General features: G+C 64.3%; 16 protein-coding genes. 8 read left to right on the plus strand and 8 right to left on the minus strand.

Translation table 11 applies throughout. The annotated features are described in order from the left end of the window. Positions 1–28: 28 nt before the first annotated feature. The 6 genes from JYG36_RS11465 (at position 29) to JYG36_RS11490 (ending at position 6,860) form a co-directional block, all read left to right on the plus strand. Positions 29–586, plus strand: coding sequence for a carboxymuconolactone decarboxylase family protein (locus tag JYG36_RS11465; protein WP_045194134.1), 558 nt, complete (start codon positions 29–31; stop codon positions 584–586). A 50-nt stretch (positions 587–636) separates the two neighbouring features. Further along, positions 637–1,698 (plus strand): acyl-CoA dehydrogenase family protein, encoded by a 1,062-nt coding sequence (locus tag JYG36_RS11470; protein WP_093381470.1) that lies wholly within the window; start codon positions 637–639, stop codon positions 1,696–1,698. Then, on the plus strand, positions 1,695–2,543 hold the full coding sequence (locus tag JYG36_RS11475; protein ID WP_213604004.1) for an ABC transporter ATP-binding protein: 849 nt from the start codon (positions 1,695–1,697) through the stop codon (positions 2,541–2,543). The genes JYG36_RS11470 and JYG36_RS11475 overlap by 4 nt, the downstream gene beginning before the upstream one ends. Then, positions 2,509–3,708, plus strand: coding sequence for an ABC transporter substrate-binding protein (locus JYG36_RS11480; protein ID WP_213604005.1), 1,200 nt, complete (start codon positions 2,509–2,511; stop codon positions 3,706–3,708). Before JYG36_RS11475 ends, JYG36_RS11480 begins: the two co-directional genes overlap by 35 nt. Beyond that, positions 3,708–4,463, plus strand: a complete 756-nt coding sequence (locus JYG36_RS11485) for an ABC transporter permease (RefSeq protein WP_093381477.1) — start codon at positions 3,708–3,710, stop codon at positions 4,461–4,463. Before JYG36_RS11480 ends, JYG36_RS11485 begins: the two co-directional genes overlap by 1 nt. 126 nt (positions 4,464–4,589) lie before the next feature. Further along, positions 4,590–6,860, plus strand: a complete 2,271-nt coding sequence (locus JYG36_RS11490; protein WP_213604007.1) for a KAP family P-loop NTPase fold protein — start codon at positions 4,590–4,592, stop codon at positions 6,858–6,860. A 1-nt stretch (position 6,861) separates the two neighbouring features. Here the strand turns inward: JYG36_RS11490 and JYG36_RS11495 are convergent, their stop codons facing one another. Next, positions 6,862–7,989, minus strand: a complete 1,128-nt coding sequence (locus JYG36_RS11495) for a Bcr/CflA family efflux MFS transporter (RefSeq protein ID WP_213604009.1) — start codon at positions 7,987–7,989, stop codon at positions 6,862–6,864. Positions 7,990–8,089: 100 nt separating this feature from the next. Between JYG36_RS11495 and JYG36_RS11500 the strand changes: the two genes are divergently transcribed. Then, positions 8,090–8,860 carry an AraC family transcriptional regulator gene (locus tag JYG36_RS11500; protein ID WP_093381485.1) on the plus strand — a complete coding sequence of 257 codons (771 nt, stop codon included), beginning with the start codon at positions 8,090–8,092 and terminating at the stop codon, positions 8,858–8,860. A 19-nt stretch (positions 8,861–8,879) separates the two neighbouring features. Here the strand turns inward: JYG36_RS11500 and JYG36_RS11505 are convergent, their stop codons facing one another. The 6 genes from JYG36_RS11505 to JYG36_RS11530 form a co-directional block, all read right to left on the minus strand. After that, positions 8,880–9,275, minus strand: a complete 396-nt coding sequence (locus JYG36_RS11505) for a hypothetical protein (protein ID WP_093381488.1) — start codon at positions 9,273–9,275, stop codon at positions 8,880–8,882. Positions 9,276–9,287: 12 nt separating this feature from the next. Next, on the minus strand, positions 9,288–10,118 hold the full coding sequence (locus JYG36_RS11510; protein ID WP_213604011.1) for an AraC family transcriptional regulator: 831 nt from the start codon (positions 10,116–10,118) through the stop codon (positions 9,288–9,290). After that, a complete protein-coding gene (locus JYG36_RS11515; RefSeq protein ID WP_093381490.1) occupies positions 10,115–10,438 on the minus strand; it encodes an AzlD domain-containing protein in 324 nt (107 codons plus the stop codon). The genes JYG36_RS11510 and JYG36_RS11515 overlap by 4 nt, the downstream gene beginning before the upstream one ends. Further along, complete coding sequence (locus JYG36_RS11520) at positions 10,435–11,133, minus strand: AzlC family ABC transporter permease (protein WP_045195646.1); 699 nt, start codon at positions 11,131–11,133, stop codon at positions 10,435–10,437. The genes JYG36_RS11515 and JYG36_RS11520 overlap by 4 nt, the downstream gene beginning before the upstream one ends. Before the next feature lie 104 nt (positions 11,134–11,237). Then, complete coding sequence (locus tag JYG36_RS11525; protein WP_045195644.1) at positions 11,238–11,966, minus strand: hypothetical protein; 729 nt, start codon at positions 11,964–11,966, stop codon at positions 11,238–11,240. A gap of 118 nt (positions 11,967–12,084) precedes the next feature. Then, positions 12,085–12,702: a LysE family translocator gene (locus JYG36_RS11530; protein WP_093381492.1), complete on the minus strand. Its 618-nt coding sequence runs from the start codon at positions 12,700–12,702 to the stop codon at positions 12,085–12,087. A gap of 112 nt (positions 12,703–12,814) precedes the next feature. On the opposite strand from JYG36_RS11530, the gene JYG36_RS11535 reads away from it, so the two are divergent. Then, positions 12,815–13,714, plus strand: coding sequence for a LysR substrate-binding domain-containing protein (locus JYG36_RS11535; RefSeq protein ID WP_093381494.1), 900 nt, complete (start codon positions 12,815–12,817; stop codon positions 13,712–13,714). Here JYG36_RS11535 and JYG36_RS11540 read toward each other — a convergent pair. After that, positions 13,711–14,616, minus strand: coding sequence for a LysR family transcriptional regulator (locus JYG36_RS11540; protein ID WP_213604013.1), 906 nt, complete (start codon positions 14,614–14,616; stop codon positions 13,711–13,713). The genes JYG36_RS11535 and JYG36_RS11540 overlap by 4 nt on opposite strands. Between the last annotated feature and the right edge of the window lie 69 nt (positions 14,617–14,685).

Consider the following 14,685-nt stretch of genomic DNA (forward strand, 5'->3'; position numbering starts at 1 on the left):
ACACCCTCAGTCAGCAGGAGTCCACTCCATGTCGCGCGTCACTGTCCATACTCTGCAAAGCGCCCCAGAGGCTGCCCGCCCTTACCTGGAAAACGCCCAGAAGGCTTCGGGCTTCATCCCCAACCTGCTCGGCGTGCTGGCCAGCGCCCCGGCGGCGCTGGAAACCTACGTCACCGTCTCGGCACTCAACGGCAAGGCCGAGCTGAGCCTCGCCGAGCGTGAGGTGGTGCAACTGGTGGCCGCCACCAATCATGGCTGCGACTTCTGCGTGGCCGGCCACACCGCCGTGGCACTGAACAAGGCCAAGCTGGCGCAGGAGGTGGTCGACGCCCTGCGCGCCAAGGGCGAGCTGCCAGAAGAGAAGCTCGAAGCCCTGGCGGCGTTCACCCGCGAAGTGATCGCCACCCGCGGCAATGTCAGCGAAGCCGGCTACGGTGCGTTTCGCGAAGCCGGCTACAGCGAAGGCAATGCCCTGGAGGTGATCCTCGGTGTCAGTCTGGCAACCCTGTGCAACTTTGCTAATGTGTTCGCCCAGACGCCGCTCAATGACGAGCTGAGCAAGTACCGCTGGCAGCCTTCGGCATAACGACCCTCGGCGCCAGCGCAAGCTGGCGCATTGTTAAAGGAGTAAACCCTATGCTCGATCCCGCATTGGTCGCGTGGCTGGATGCCCAGGCCGAAGCCCTCGACCAGGGCCACGGCGACCCGCAGGCGGTACTGGGGCAACTGGCGGCGGCGCAGGTGCTGCGCGTCGGTATTGACCAGAACCTGGGCGGCAGTGGCGGCACGGTCGCCGACGCGGTCGAGACGCTGGCCACGGTTGCCAGCCATTCCCTGGCGGCAGCCTTCGTGTTCTGGGGCCAGCGCGCCTTTATCGAATACCTGCTGCACAGCCCCAACGCCGGGCTGCGTGAACGCCTGCTGCCTGAGCTGCTAAGCGGCCAACTGGCTGGCGCCACCGGCCTGTCCAACGCCATGAAGTACCTCTCGGGTATCGAAGCGCTGCAGGTCAAGGGCCTGCGCGACGACCAGGGCTGGACCCTGGCCGGGCGCCTGCACTGGGTCACCAACCTGCGCAAGGGCGGTTTCGTGGTGGCGGCGGCGATTGAAGAGGAGGGCGCCTCGCCGTTCGTGCTGGCGATCCCCGATCACGCTGCAGGGCTGAGCCGCTCTGACGACCTTGAGTTAATGGGCCTGCAATCGAGCAACACCGCAGCCTTGAGTTTCGAACAGGTGTCGATCAGCCGTGACTGGCTGCTGCACGACAACGCCAAGCAGTTTCTGCCTGCCGTGCGCCCGTCGTTCCTGGGCCTGCAATGCGGCATGGCCATCGGCCTGGCGCGGCGCTCGTTGAGCGAGGTGGAGGGGCATCTGCAGGGCATGCGCTCGTTCCTTGGCGAGGCGCTGCAGGTGCTGCGCGAGCGCCTGGAAAACACCGTGGCCGAACTGAAAAAGGGCTTGCTCGACGGCCGTTTCCTGAGCCAGCCGGCGGCCTTGTTCAAGCTGCGCATCACCCTTGCCGAAACGGCTGCCGATGCCGTGCAGCTTGAGTTGCAAGCCAGTGGCGGCAAGGCTTACCTGACCGCCTACGGCGCAGGTTTTGCCCGGCGCTGGCGCGAGTCGGCGTTCGTGCCGATCGTCACCCCAAGCCTGGTGCAACTGCGCGCCGAGCTGCAGCGCCAGGCGTCGTCAGCATGACCGAAGTGTTGCTCGAAGCGCGTGGCATCAGCCTCGGCTACCCGCGTGAACAAGGCTGGCAAAGCGTGCTGGAAAATTTCGACCTGCAACTGGCGCCGGGCGAGGTGATCACCATCCTCGGCCCCAGTGGCGTTGGCAAATCCAGTCTGTTGCGGGTGCTGGCCGGTTTGCAGCAGTCCCGTGCCGGCAGCGTCAGCCTGCTCGGCGAGCCGTTGCAGGGCCCGCACCCGCGCCTGGCGGTGGCCTTCCAGGACCCCAGCCTGCTGCCCTGGCTGAGCCTGGAAAGCAACGTTGCCTTCGGCCTGGACTTCGCCCGCCAGCCCAAGCTCGCTGCCAGTGAGCGACGGGCGCGCATCGACCATGCCATCGAGGCGGTCGGCCTGCAGCATGCGCGCGAGCAGTACCCGGCGCAGCTCTCCGGCGGCATGGCCCAGCGCACCGCGCTGGCCCGCTGCCTGGCGCGCCAGCCACAAGTGCTGTTGCTCGATGAACCCTTCGGCGCGCTGGATGAAGTCACCCGCGCCGACATGCAGCAACTGCTGCTGCAACTGATAGCCCGGCACAACACCGCGGCCATCCTTATTACCCACGATATCGACGAAGCCCTGCTGCTGTCCGATCGCGTGCTGCTACTGGGCAACCACCCGGCGCGCACCCTCGGCCAATGGCTCATCGACCTGCCGCAACCGCGCGAGCAGCGGGTCGAGGAACTGGGCGCGCTGCGCATCGACATACTCAAAACCCTTCGGCGGGCCAGCCGCACACCCGAACCTTCTTCTGAACCTATGCCGCTGCCGTCGGAGACTGCCCATGTGCCTGGACGACTTCACCCACACTCGTCGTGACTTCATCAAACTCAGCGCCTTGCTCACCGCCGGCGGCGCCATGCCGCTGCTCGGCAGCCTGCAGGCCCGCGCCGCGAGCGACCCGGACGCCCCGGTACGCATCGGCTACCTGCCGATCACCGACGCCACGCCGTTGCTGGTGGCGCACAACAATGGCCTGTTCGAAGCCGAAGGCATCAAGGCCGAGCGGCCGGTGCTGCTGCGCAGTTGGGCGCAGGTGATCGAGGCGTTCATCTCCGGGCAGGTCAATGTCATTCACCTGCTGTCGCCGATGACCGTCTGGGCCCGTTATGCCAGCAAGGTGCCGGCCAAAGTGGTGGCTTGGAACCATGTCGGCGGCTCGGGCCTGACCGTGGCCCCGGGCATCACCGAGGTCAAGCAACTGGGCGGGCAGACCGTGGCCATTCCGTTCTGGTATTCGATCCACAACGTGGTGGTGCAGCAGCTGTTTCGCGACCACGGCCTGACCCCGGTGTCCAAGGCCGCCACAGCCCAGCTGGCCGCCAACGAGGTCAACCTAGTGGTGTTGCCGCCGTCAGACATGCCGCCGGCCCTGGTCAGCAAGCGCATCGCCGGCTACATCGTCGCCGAGCCGTTCAACGCCCTGGCCGAAGACCTCAAGGTTGGCCGCGTGCAACGCTTTACCGGCGACATCTGGCGCAACCATGCCTGCTGCGTGGTGTTCATGCACGAGCACGACTTGAACAACCGCCCCGAGTGGTCGCAGAAGGTGGTCAACGCCATCGTCAAGGCCCAGCTGTGGACCCGCGAGCACCGCGCCGAAGCCGCCGCGCTGCTGTCCAAGAGCGGGCCGAACAAATACACCCCGCACACCCCGCAGGTGCTCAGCCAGGTGCTGGCGCCGGCGGCCGCGGCCCGCGACGCCTACATCGCCAGCGGTGCGATCCAGCATGCGCAGTGGGACGAAAAGCGCATCGATTTTCAGCCTTATCCGTTCCCCAGCTACACCGAAGAACTGGTGCGTCGCCTGCAGAACACCCTGATCGAGGGCGACAAGGGCTTTCTTGCCGGCCTCGACCCGCAACAGACCGCCCGCGACCTGGTCGACGACCGCTTCGTGCGTAACAGCATCGCCGCCGTTGGCGGGCTCAAGGCCTTCGGTTTGCCCGAGAGCTTCGAGCGTAGCGAGGAGTTTTCGATCTGATGGGCAAGCATGCAATCCATGGCGCCCTGGGCGTCGCCGGCCTGCTCGGTCTGTTGTTGCTGTGGTGGCTGGGCGTGCAGGTGTTCGGCCAGGCCGATGGCCTGTCGGCGCGTTTTTCGCCGCAGGCGACCCTCAGCAGCCTGATCGAGCTGCTGGGCCAGGGCGAGGTGTACGAGCACATCTGGGTCAGCCTCAAGCGCATCCTTGTCGGCTTGCTGCTGGCCTTGCTGATCGGCGTGCCGCTGGGCTTGCTGGTGGGCAGCTATCGTCACCTGGAGGCGGCGACTACCCCGGCGTTCCAGTTCTTGCGGATGATCTCACCGCTGTCGTGGATGCCGGTGGTGGTGATGCTGATGGGGGTGGGCGACCAGCCGATCTACTTCCTCCTGGCCTTTGCCGCGCTGTGGCCGATCCTGCTCAACACCGCTGCGGGGGTGCGTCAGCTCGACCCGCGCTGGCTGCAGTTGAGCCGCAGCCTCAGCGCCACACGCTGGGAGACCCTGTGCAAGGTGATCATCCCCGGCGTGCTCGGCCATGTACTGACCGGCGTGCGCCTGGCCATCGGTATTCTGTGGATCGTGCTGGTGCCGTGCGAGATGCTCGGAGTCAGTGCCGGGCTGGGCTACTTCATCCTCGATACCCGTGACCGGCTGGCGTATTCGGAGCTGATGGCGATGGTGCTGCTGATCGGCGTGCTGGGCTTTATGCTCGATGCCATTGCCCGTGGCCTGCATCGGCGGTGGGTGCATGCCTGATCGTGGAGGTAGGAGCGGGCTTGCCCCGCGATGCAGACAGCGCAGTTTTGAAAGCTCAGGTGCAGCACCGAACTCAGTTGGATAGACTTCCCGACTGGTTCAACTGCACGGTCGAAGGATCACCCCATGACAGCACCAGCAAACCCACGGCGTAGCGGCAAGGGCCATGACGCGGCGATCAGTCAGCAACAGGATGACGACCTGCAGCGCTGGGCAATCGCCCGCTCGGTGCTGCGCTCGATCGAGTCGGCGCCAGACAGCTGGTCGACCCGAATCGGCTTGTATGGCAAGTGGGGTTCTGGCAAGACCAGCGTGCTGAACTTCATTGAAGAGCAGGCGCGCATGCGCAATGAAAGCAAGCCGGACGGTATCACCTGGGTGGTCGTACGCTTTTCGGCGTGGGATGCCGAAGGCCGTGACGGGGTGATCCAGCGATTTTATCAGGCGTTGTTGGAGCAACTTGAAAAAGGCGCCTGGTCGGGCAAGTCATTCAAGGATCTGGGGCGTGGAATTGCCAGGCTACTGGGCAATGTTGCCGAGATTGGCAAGTCAGTTGTTCAAGTCATGGACCCTGTATCCGGGATGATGGTTAGCAAGGGTACCCAGATTGCCGAGCAAACGGGCCAGCTGCTGAGTTCAAAGCTGGCCTTCAACCGAAAAGAACTCGAAGCGCTGTGTGCCGAACTCGAGCGCACGCGCATCGTGGTGTTCATCGATGACCTTGACCGCGCCGACCCGACCGCAATCCCCAAGGCCATGCTGGCGTTGCGCGAGTTGCTCGACTGGCCCAGCTTCGCCTTCGTCCTGGCCTTCGACCTGGATGTTGTGAGCAAAGCACTGAGCCTGTACTCGGCCGCCTATGGTGAGAACGGCCAACGCTTTCTCGAGAAGATCATTGATATCTCCATTACCCTGCCGGAGCCTACCGAGGAGCAAGCCAGGCGCCTGGCCTCGCGAGCATTTGGCGAGTGTTGCCCTTTCATTCCCGAGGAATCTTTCAAGCAAGTTGCTCAGTGGTTTCCTCGCAACCCTCGCTTGGTCAAAGCTATAACCCGTGATCTGGGTCAATTGAAATCAGTTGCGTATCGCCACGGCTATAACGAGCTCGCGTGGGATGCAATTATTTTGCAGACCATCATCAGGCATGAAGCCCCGAAGACTCTGGAGCGTCTCGAGCCCTCCCTACTGGGCCGGGACCGTCAGACGCTACGTGGCGAAAACGAAGAAGAGCGGGAGACGTTTCTGCGCGAAGCTATTCAACTTACGCTGGGATCAACAGTGCCTGATCATGCGCCGGCTTTTGTTCGGCTAAAGAATCAGCTCGAAGCCCTGCAGGACCTGCGTAAATCAACCTCTCGCGCCAATATCCGATACGAGATGGGATTGTTGGCACAGGAGCCGGGTATCACCGCTCATGAACATCGTCTTTTTCTGCGCGAATGGGCCGGGGATTTCGACAATCTTCGAATTGATCAGCTTCTTGCGAACGGGGCTGACGCTGCTCAGACCGAAATGCAGGAGGTTGCCTCTAGATTGGTTTGGTTGACCATCGGCTCTTATTGCCATGGTATCCGCGAGTCGGCTTCAGAGACCGACCAACGCATCTATGATCAGCAGATGAAGGAACTCGAGGTACAGCTCAAACTGCTAGAGAAAGTCTGGGGGGATACGCCGCACGAAAAACTCCACCAGGTGTCTGGCCATTACGGCTTGTGCAGCAATCTGATCGATAGTTTGTTGTCCCTGGGTGAGGCGGGAGCCGACCAACTAAGGCGAGCACAGTTCCAGCGGGAAGTAGCACTTGTGACGGGTGCGGCAATCACTTGCAATGATCGTGTGCGGTTATACGACTGGGTGATGGAAAATCTGCGCTCCAGGTTTTTGTTTGACTCGCACAAAAAGGCACTGCTCAAAGATGTCGCCGACATACTCAAGGAGAATGCGGTAGCGGATTTGCTGGCGTTGTTCAGGGTGCCAAAGGGGATCGAACGGTTGTTTCAGGACCGCTCGCCAGCCGCCATTCAACGGCTGTGGCGTTTGTTTGATGTCCAGTCACCTTTTTACCAGCAGGAGGGTCAGGCCAGGCTGGTCGCATGGCTGCAAAGCATTGCCGATGACAGGCTGGCCGAAGGCGTCGTCGCCGCTAACATGCTTGATTATCTTGTGGGATTGGTGGTTCACAACCATACCAGCGTCGAGGTTGAGCGCCATGATCTGCAAAGGCTGCAGTCGCTGATTGCTGTTGCTTGGGAAGCGGCGATGAAGGGTAGCGAGTACCACCGTTCCCCCAAGCAATTGCTCGATAAATGGGACACGCTCGTCAATGCCGGCATCGACAAAAGCTGGATTGAACTGCCAGCAAACCTGGCAGAGCTGGACAGGCAACGACGCCGCTGAGTCATGCCCGTGGCTGGTATAGAGCCGCTGCGCCAGCGGTGCAAACGGAGCAGCAGACCAGCGCCGCTCCCAGCGCCTGGCTCCAGCCGGCCAGCGCCAGGCCCGCGCCAATTAACGCGTAATACAACAACCCGAACAACGCCCCCGCCGTCCCCCGGCAATCGCCATACTCGATCAGCGCCGAACCCAGTACCAGCGGAATCGCCATGGCGAAGGCGCCGAGCATGAAGGCCATGGCCACCGCGATCAGCCAGTGCTCGCCCAGCAGCAGGATCGCCAGCGCCGCCAGCAGGTTCACCGCGCATGCCAGGTTGAGCAGGGTTGCCTGGCTGACACCCCGTGCCAGCAATCGCGCATTGAGGCGCGCGCCGAGCAGCGAGCCCAGCGCCAGCAGTACGCCGCTGTAGCCAAACAGGCTGTGCAACTGCAAACGCTGGAAAATGAACGGTGCTAGGCTGTACCAACTGAACACGCCGATGTTGAACAACGCCACCAGCAGCGTCGCCAGCAGCACCCGGCGATCACCGAGCATGCGCCGCAAGGTGCCGATCACACTGGCGTGGTGGGGCGTTTGCGGGCGGGTTTCCGGCATCAGTTGCCAACTCCACAGCCATAACGCCAGGGCCATCAGCAACTGCGCGGCGAGCACGCCACGGTAACCCAAGGCCTGGGTCAGCAGCGAGCCGCTGAGCACGCCAATCGCCGGGCTGATGGCCAGGAACATGCCTATCAGGGAAAACACCCGCGCCAGTTGCGCACCGCTATATGCATCGCGTAGCGCGGTTTGCGTCACCACCGAACCGACCGCTGCGGCGAACGCGGCGACGATGCGCGCGCCAAGCAGGCCGGCGAAATGTGTGACCAACAGGGCCGCCAGCGAAGCCAGGCCGTACAGCAGCAAGCCTGCGAGCAACGCCGGGCGTCGGCCCCAGAGGTCGCACAGGCGGCCCCAGACCAGCACGCCGACGGCAAAGGCGGCGAAATACAGCGACAGGGTTTGCCCCGCCTGTGCAGGCGTTACCCCAAAGCCCTGGCCGATATCCACCAGGGCGGGGCTGTAGAGGGTTTCGCCGATCTGCGGGAACATCAGCAGGGCCGTGGCCAGGGGCAACCAGGTGCGTTGGGTCATGAGCAGGGTCCCGTGGGTAAAAGGGCGCTCATGGTAGGCGGCGGGCGATGGGTGTATTGTCGCGGTCTGGTCTAGAAATAGTGAAAATCGGACAACCTGCATGGCCTGGCTGGAACCTACCGCCCTCTTCAACCCCGAGCACGTCGATGCGCCCATCGTCGGTATCTGCTCGGCCCTGGGCGAGCACGATTCCGGCGTCCATCAGCACCGTATGGGACAGGTGCTGTTCACCCGCCAGGGCTGTGTGCGCATCGATGCCCAGGCGCCGGACCTGCTCTGCCTGCTGCCGCCGACCCGCGCGGCGTGGATTCCCGCCGGCGTAGCCCATCGGGCGCGGATGCGGGCGACCGTGGACTATCGCTCGGTGTACCTGGACACCCGCCACTGGCCGCGTTTGCCGGATGAAGTGGTGATCCTCGACGTCAACCCGCTGCTGCGCGAACTGCTCGAACGCATCGCCCTGGCGCCGTTCGAAACCGACTGGAGCCAAGGCGCCGCCGCGCACCTGGCCGGCCTGTGCATCGCCGAACTGCAGGCTGCCGGGCAGCAGCCGATGCGCTTGCCGCTGCCCAGGGACCGGCGCCTGGCGCGCCTGGTCGAGAACCTTGAGCAGTTACCGCCGCCGCTGCAAGAGCTGGCCCGCACAGTGGGCGCCAGCGAGAAAACCATCGGTCGCTTGATTCGCCGCGACACTGGCATGTCCTACCAGCAATGGCGCCAGCAGTGGCGGCTGGTGCGGGCGGTGGAGCAGTTGGCGATCCATCAGCCGCTGACCCAGGTGGCGCTGGAGCTGGGCTTTGCCAGCGACAGTGCGTTCATCGCCTTCTTCAAAAGCATGACCGGCAGCACGCCGCGGGCGTATTGCCGCTGAGCAGAAGAGCAGCCCAGGCTCAATCTTGCAGGTCGTCCTCGCTCATCCACTCCACGGCATCGGCCAGCGCCACTTCGGCCACCCACTCACTGAAACTGCGGGTCACCTGTTCATAGCTCAGCCGCGAGCGTAGCTCCAGCTTGTCGGCGAACGACAGGTGCGCGGTGATTACCTTGTCTTCGATCACCCCGTCGCGCACCACGAAGAAGGCAAAGTCTTCCCGGTCCTGGCGGCGGGCGAACAGGTAGACCTCGAAGTCCGCGCCGGTCTCCTTGGCAAAGGCCCGGGCGGCGAAGGCGTTTTTGCTCAGGTCCGGGCCTTGTTGCAGTGACGCCGGGGTGTCGCAGAAATACCACGGCTCCCAGTCGGTCAGGCCTTTGTGGATGAACCAGCGGTAGGCAAGCGGGTAGGGCATGGGGTTGGTCCGTCAGTGAATACAGGCGCGCCGGTACTCGCCCGGCGTTACGCCATAGGCTTGCTTGAACTGGCGGTTCAGGTGGCTCTGGTCGGCAAAGCCCAGGGCGAAGGCGACGTTGAACGGCAGGCAGTCGTTTTTCAGCAGTTCGCGGGCGCGACTCAAGCGCCGTTGCTTGAGCCAGGCATGGGGCGGCAGGCCGGTGGCCTGGCGGAACACCCGGGCAAAGTGGAAGGGCGAGAGGTTGACTGCCGTGGCCAGTTCTTCCAGCGATGGCGGGTAGGCCAGGCGGCTGTCCATCAGTTCCTTGGCCCGGGCCACGGCGCAGGGTTCGTTGCCGGGCGTGCGCGCGGTGCCGGCGCGGGCATGGCGTTGCACCAGCAACAGCACCGCTTCGCGCCAGGCGGTTTGTTGTTCCAGGGCACTGGCGCCGTGTTCGGCCGAGCAGTGCAGCCAGCTGAAGGCTTTGGCCAGTTGCGGGTCGTGCAGCACGCTGGCGTCAAAGCGCGGCAGGCCGTCGCGCTTGAGCTCCAGCTCGTCGAGCACGCCGGTGATGCGCTCGCTGTCGGGGTAAAAACCGCGATAGCGCCAGCCATCTTCGCTGGCCTTGGCACCGGTGTGCAGCTCGTCGGGGTTGATCAGCACCATGCTGCCCACCGGCGCCAGGTGTTCGCTGCCGCGGTGCCAGAAACGCTGGGCACCGGACTCGATGATGGTGATCACGTAGCCTTCGTGCACATGGGGAGCGAAGCGCTGCTGAAAATAACGCGCGTGCAGCATCTCGGTATCACCGAGCGCCGAGGCTTGCCAGAAGCGGGTCTGTTCCTTGTGTGCAGGGTTCATGGGCTGCCGTTCAACCACCAACGAAAGACAAAAAAGAAGGCCATGCTCAGCAGCATGCTGATCAAGGTGCTGCGGGTCAACAGCACCAGCACCACCGCCACTACCGAACCGACCAGGTAAGGGTTGCTCAGGCTCAGGTCGAGCTGGTGCCCGGGCAAGAACACAATCGGCCCGCAAATGGCGGTGAGCATGCCCGGCACGGCAAAGCCGAGGAACTGCCGGGCATTGGAGCTCAGGCGCAAGGGCAGGCGCGGTTCCAGGAAGGCATAGCGGTTGAGGAACACCAGCAGGCCCATGCCGATAATCAGGGCGAAGATCATGCGCGTGCTCCACTGAATTTCTGGCAGACAAAGCCGGCGCTCATGCCCAGCAACCCGGCGGCCACCAGGCCGATGTCCCAGTGCCAGGCGCTGAACAGCACCGAGCAGAACAGCGACACCGCCACGCACACCACGGTGGGCAGGTTGCGCACCAGCGGCGCGATCAGGGCGACGAAGGTGGCGACGATCGAGAAGTCCAGGCCTAGCTGGTCGAGGTGCGGAATGTTCTGGCCGAGGATGATCCCGGCCAGGGTGAACAGGTTCCAGGCAATGTAGAACGTCAGGCCGACCCCCAGGGCGTACCAGCGATTGAACTGCTGTTGGTCGTACTGGCTGGTGAGGGCGAAGAACTCGTCAGTGAGCAAAAAGCCCAGGCCCAGCCGCCAGCGGGTCGGCAGGCCCGACAGCACCGGGCGCATCGACAGTCCGTACAACAAGTGCTGGGAGGTCAGCAACAGGGTGGTCAGCAGGATCGAGAACAGGTTGGCGCCGCCCTTGAGCATGCCGATTGCCACCAATTGCGCGGCACCGGCAAAGACGATCGCCGACAGGCCCTGGCCTTCCCAGGGGCTGAGGTTGGCTTCGATGGCCATGGAGCCGGCCAGCAGCCCCCAGGGAGCGACGGCGAGGGACAACGGCAGGATGGCGATGGCGCCACGGATGAAGGCCTGGCGGGCGAACGGCGGACTGGACATGGACGGCAGCAACAACCAATGAACAAGGTTGTACAGCATGCCAGAGGCGGGCGCCGCTGACTTGAACGATCTTGCTGTCAGCGGCGCGGCAGAGGGCTTGGCGCTCAGTAGTGGTTGCTGGCCAGGCGGCGCTGCGCGGCGATGCAGCCATTGATGTCCACCGCTTTTTGCCAGTAGGCCTTGCTCTGCGCCGGGTCGGCGCTGGCCAGCAGGCGGTAGACCTCGGCCTGGTAGTCGCGCTGGCGGCCCCACTGCATGGCCAGGCCCTGCGGTTGCTCGCGATGGCACAACAGGCGCACGGCCGGTTGCGGGTAGTAGGGGGCGTACAGGCTGGCCAGGTTCGGCACGCTTTCGAGCGCGTTGCGGTAGTCGCTACGGCTGTAGTTGGGGCACCAGTTCTCGATGCCCAGGGCCGCCGGGGCAAAGCCCTGGCCCATGCTGGCTTCGAGCAGCGGGCAGGCGGCAGCGGAAATCTGTGCTGCCGGCAGGTAGGTGATGTAGTAGAGCGCCAGGCGATACTGGGCAGCCGGGTGGTCAAGCTCCACGGCTTTTTTCAACAGGCTCACCGCAGGCGCCAGGGTGCGGCCCAGGGCCTGGCCTTGCTGGGCAAGATCCTGGTCGGTGGTGCTGGTCTTGAGGGTGAAGCTGGCGCTCTGGTTGTCGGCCTGTTCCAGCAAACTCACGGCCTGGCGGTACAGCAGGTCGGCATGCGGGTCGATCTGTACGCCGGCAGCCAGTACCGAAGTCGGCAGCACGACGGCGAGCAGGCCGTGCAAAAGGGGCGAGCGGATCAAGGAAGTGCCTCTGGAATTCGGGGCCGGGCGGGTATGCATGTTGGCTTGGAGACGACTGCGCTGTTCAGGGTTCAATCCGACTGTCCATAGTGTGGCTGGCCTGGGTGATAGCGCGCCATTCTAACCGCTCCGGGCCCGCGCCCGAAAGCGTAGCCCGTCAGGGCAACAGTTGCCGGATGTTGTAGGCCAGCCCGACGGCGGCGATGGCCAGCAGTACCACGGCGCTGATGGCGCTGATCAGGCGCCTGTCGAGGCGCTCGGCGAGGCGGCCGATGACCAGGATGTACAGGCCCAGAATGCCCAGGTCGAGCACCAGCCAGACCAGCGCCAACAGCATCAGGCTGTGGCTGAACTGCTCGGTGACCTGAATGAACTGCGGGAAGAAGGCGACGAAAAACAGGATGTCCTTGGGGTTCGACAGGCCAATGGCAAATCCTTGCCACAGCCCGCCCTGGCGCACCGCAGGCGGCGCTGCGGCGTGCGCGGGCCGGCGCAGTTCGGCCAGCGCGCCGAGGCCCAGAAAGCCGATGAACAGGCAGCCAAACACGCTCAAGGCGCTAAGCAGCAGCGGGTTGATCGCGGCACTGCTGAAGATCAGCAGCGCCGCCAGGGCGATCAGCACCAGTGACGCGCCGTTGGTGCCCAGGGCGGTCAGCAGTGCCTGTTTGCGCCCGGCGCGAGCGGTGGTGTTGACCACCAGCGCCACCACCGGGCCGGGGCTGGCGATCAGCAGCACAACGGTCAGGGCGTAGGTAGCAAGCAGGGCACTGTTCACGGGCGGGTCTCGAGGGCGTTTGGCGGGAGCGCAATTCTCGGCAGGCCCGGTCCGGTTGTAAAACGCCTGTTACTGTGGCCTTCTATTAGTTTGACTCATGCTAGAGGCGGCCATGACCGAACGCATTCCCGCATTGCAGGCGCTCAGGGCGTTCGAGGTGGCCGCGCGCTACGGTTCGTTCACCCGCGCCGGCGAAGAACTGGCCCTGACCCAGGGCGCCATCAGCCATCACATCAAAACCCTCGAAGGTCTGTTCGACTGCGCCCTGTTCGAGCGCCGCGGGCCGAAAGTGGCGCTGACCGAAGCGGGCCGGCTGCTGGCCCAGGAGCTGAAAATCGGCTTCAAGATCATCGAAAGCGCCTGTGGCCTGCTCAGACAGGACCGCCAGCAACTGCGCCTGAAGGCGCCCTCGACCCTGACCGTGCGCTGGTTGCTTGGCCAGTTGGCGCTCTTCAAGCAATGTGAAGAGCACGCTCAGGTGCAACTGAGCAGCGTGTGGATGGACATCGATACGGTGGATTTTTACAGCGAGCCCTACGACTGCGCGATCCTGTTGGGCGACGGACATTTCGGCGCCGGCATCGCCAGCCTCAAGCTGTTTGACGAATGGCTGGTACCGGTGTGCCAGCCCGGTTACCCGGCAGACCTGGCCCATTGCGAGCTGCTGCACCCATCTCCCGACCGGCGCGACTGGCGGCGCTGGTTGCAGCGCACCGGGGCTGCGGCCATCAGCCTTGAGCGCGGCCAGCTGTTCGACACCCTTGACCAGGGCATCTCGGCGGCTCAGCAAGGCCTGGGTGTGGCCGTGGTCGACCTGTTGCTGGCCAGCGCCGAGCTCGCCGCCGGGCGCCTGGTCACGCCGTTTGCGCAGGCGGTGGCCACCGGCGAGGGCTATTACCTGGCCTGGCTGCAGGCCAGCCCCAAGGCCCGCCAGGTGCAACAACTGGGGGCGTTCCTGGTGCAGCAGGTGCCACAATTGCCTGCCCAAGGCTTTGATTATTTATATGACTAATACTGCGGCGCGCCAGCATCGGGCAGCAGCCGCGTGCTCATGAAGTCGATGAACACCCGCAGCCGTGGCGGCACTTGCCGCCCCGAGGGCCACAGCAGGTAGAAGCTGCCGCGGCGCTCCATGTAGTCATCGAGCACGGTCACCAGGTCACCGCGCTGCAACTGCTGGCGCACGGTGAAGTCGGGAATGCAGGTGATGCCGCGATCGCGCATGGCAAAGCAGATGCGCGTGTCGACGTGGTTGCAGACCATCGACACCGGGATCTCATAGGCGTGGCCGGCGGGCTCCTGACGCAGCGGCCACTGTTCGAGCTTGCCGGTGCTCGGGAAGCGGTAGTGCAGGCAGGTGTGGCGGGCCAGTTCGGCGGGGTGTGTGGGGCTGCCATTGCGCGCCAGGTACGCCGGCGAGGCCACCAGTACATGGTGAAAATGGCCAAGAAAGCGCGCGCTCAGGCGTGAGTCGCTGGGCGTGCCGCCGCGCATTACCACGTCAAAACCTTCGCCGATGATATCGACCATGCGGTCGTCGAAATCCAGGTCCAGCTCGATCTCCGGATACTGCGCCATGAACTCGCTCAAGGCCGGCATCACCAGCGCAGTGACTTGCGGCAGGCTGATGCGCAAACGCCCGCGCGGCACTTCACTGGCCTGGGACAGCTCAAGCTCGGTGGCCTCGATCTCGGCAAGGATGCGCCGGCTGCGCTCCAGAAACTGACTGCCCTCGGCGGTGAGGGTGATGCTGCGCGTGCTGCGGTGAAACAGGCGTACGCCCAGGCGGCGCTCCAGGCGCGCCACGCGCTTGCCAATGGCCGAGGCGCTGACCCCCAGCGACTGCGCAGCGCCGACAAAACTGCCGGTTTCTGCCACCCGCACGAACACCACGAAACCGCTGAGGCTATCCATCTGCATTTCCCGATTGCGGACACCCGTGTCCGTTATGAGCGGAATTGTACCCGGCTTTTTCCGCAGTGC

Origin of the sequence: Pseudomonas sp. SORT22 (assembly GCF_018417635.1) — a bacterium.
Classification (GTDB): Bacteria; Pseudomonadota; Gammaproteobacteria; order Pseudomonadales; family Pseudomonadaceae; genus Aquipseudomonas.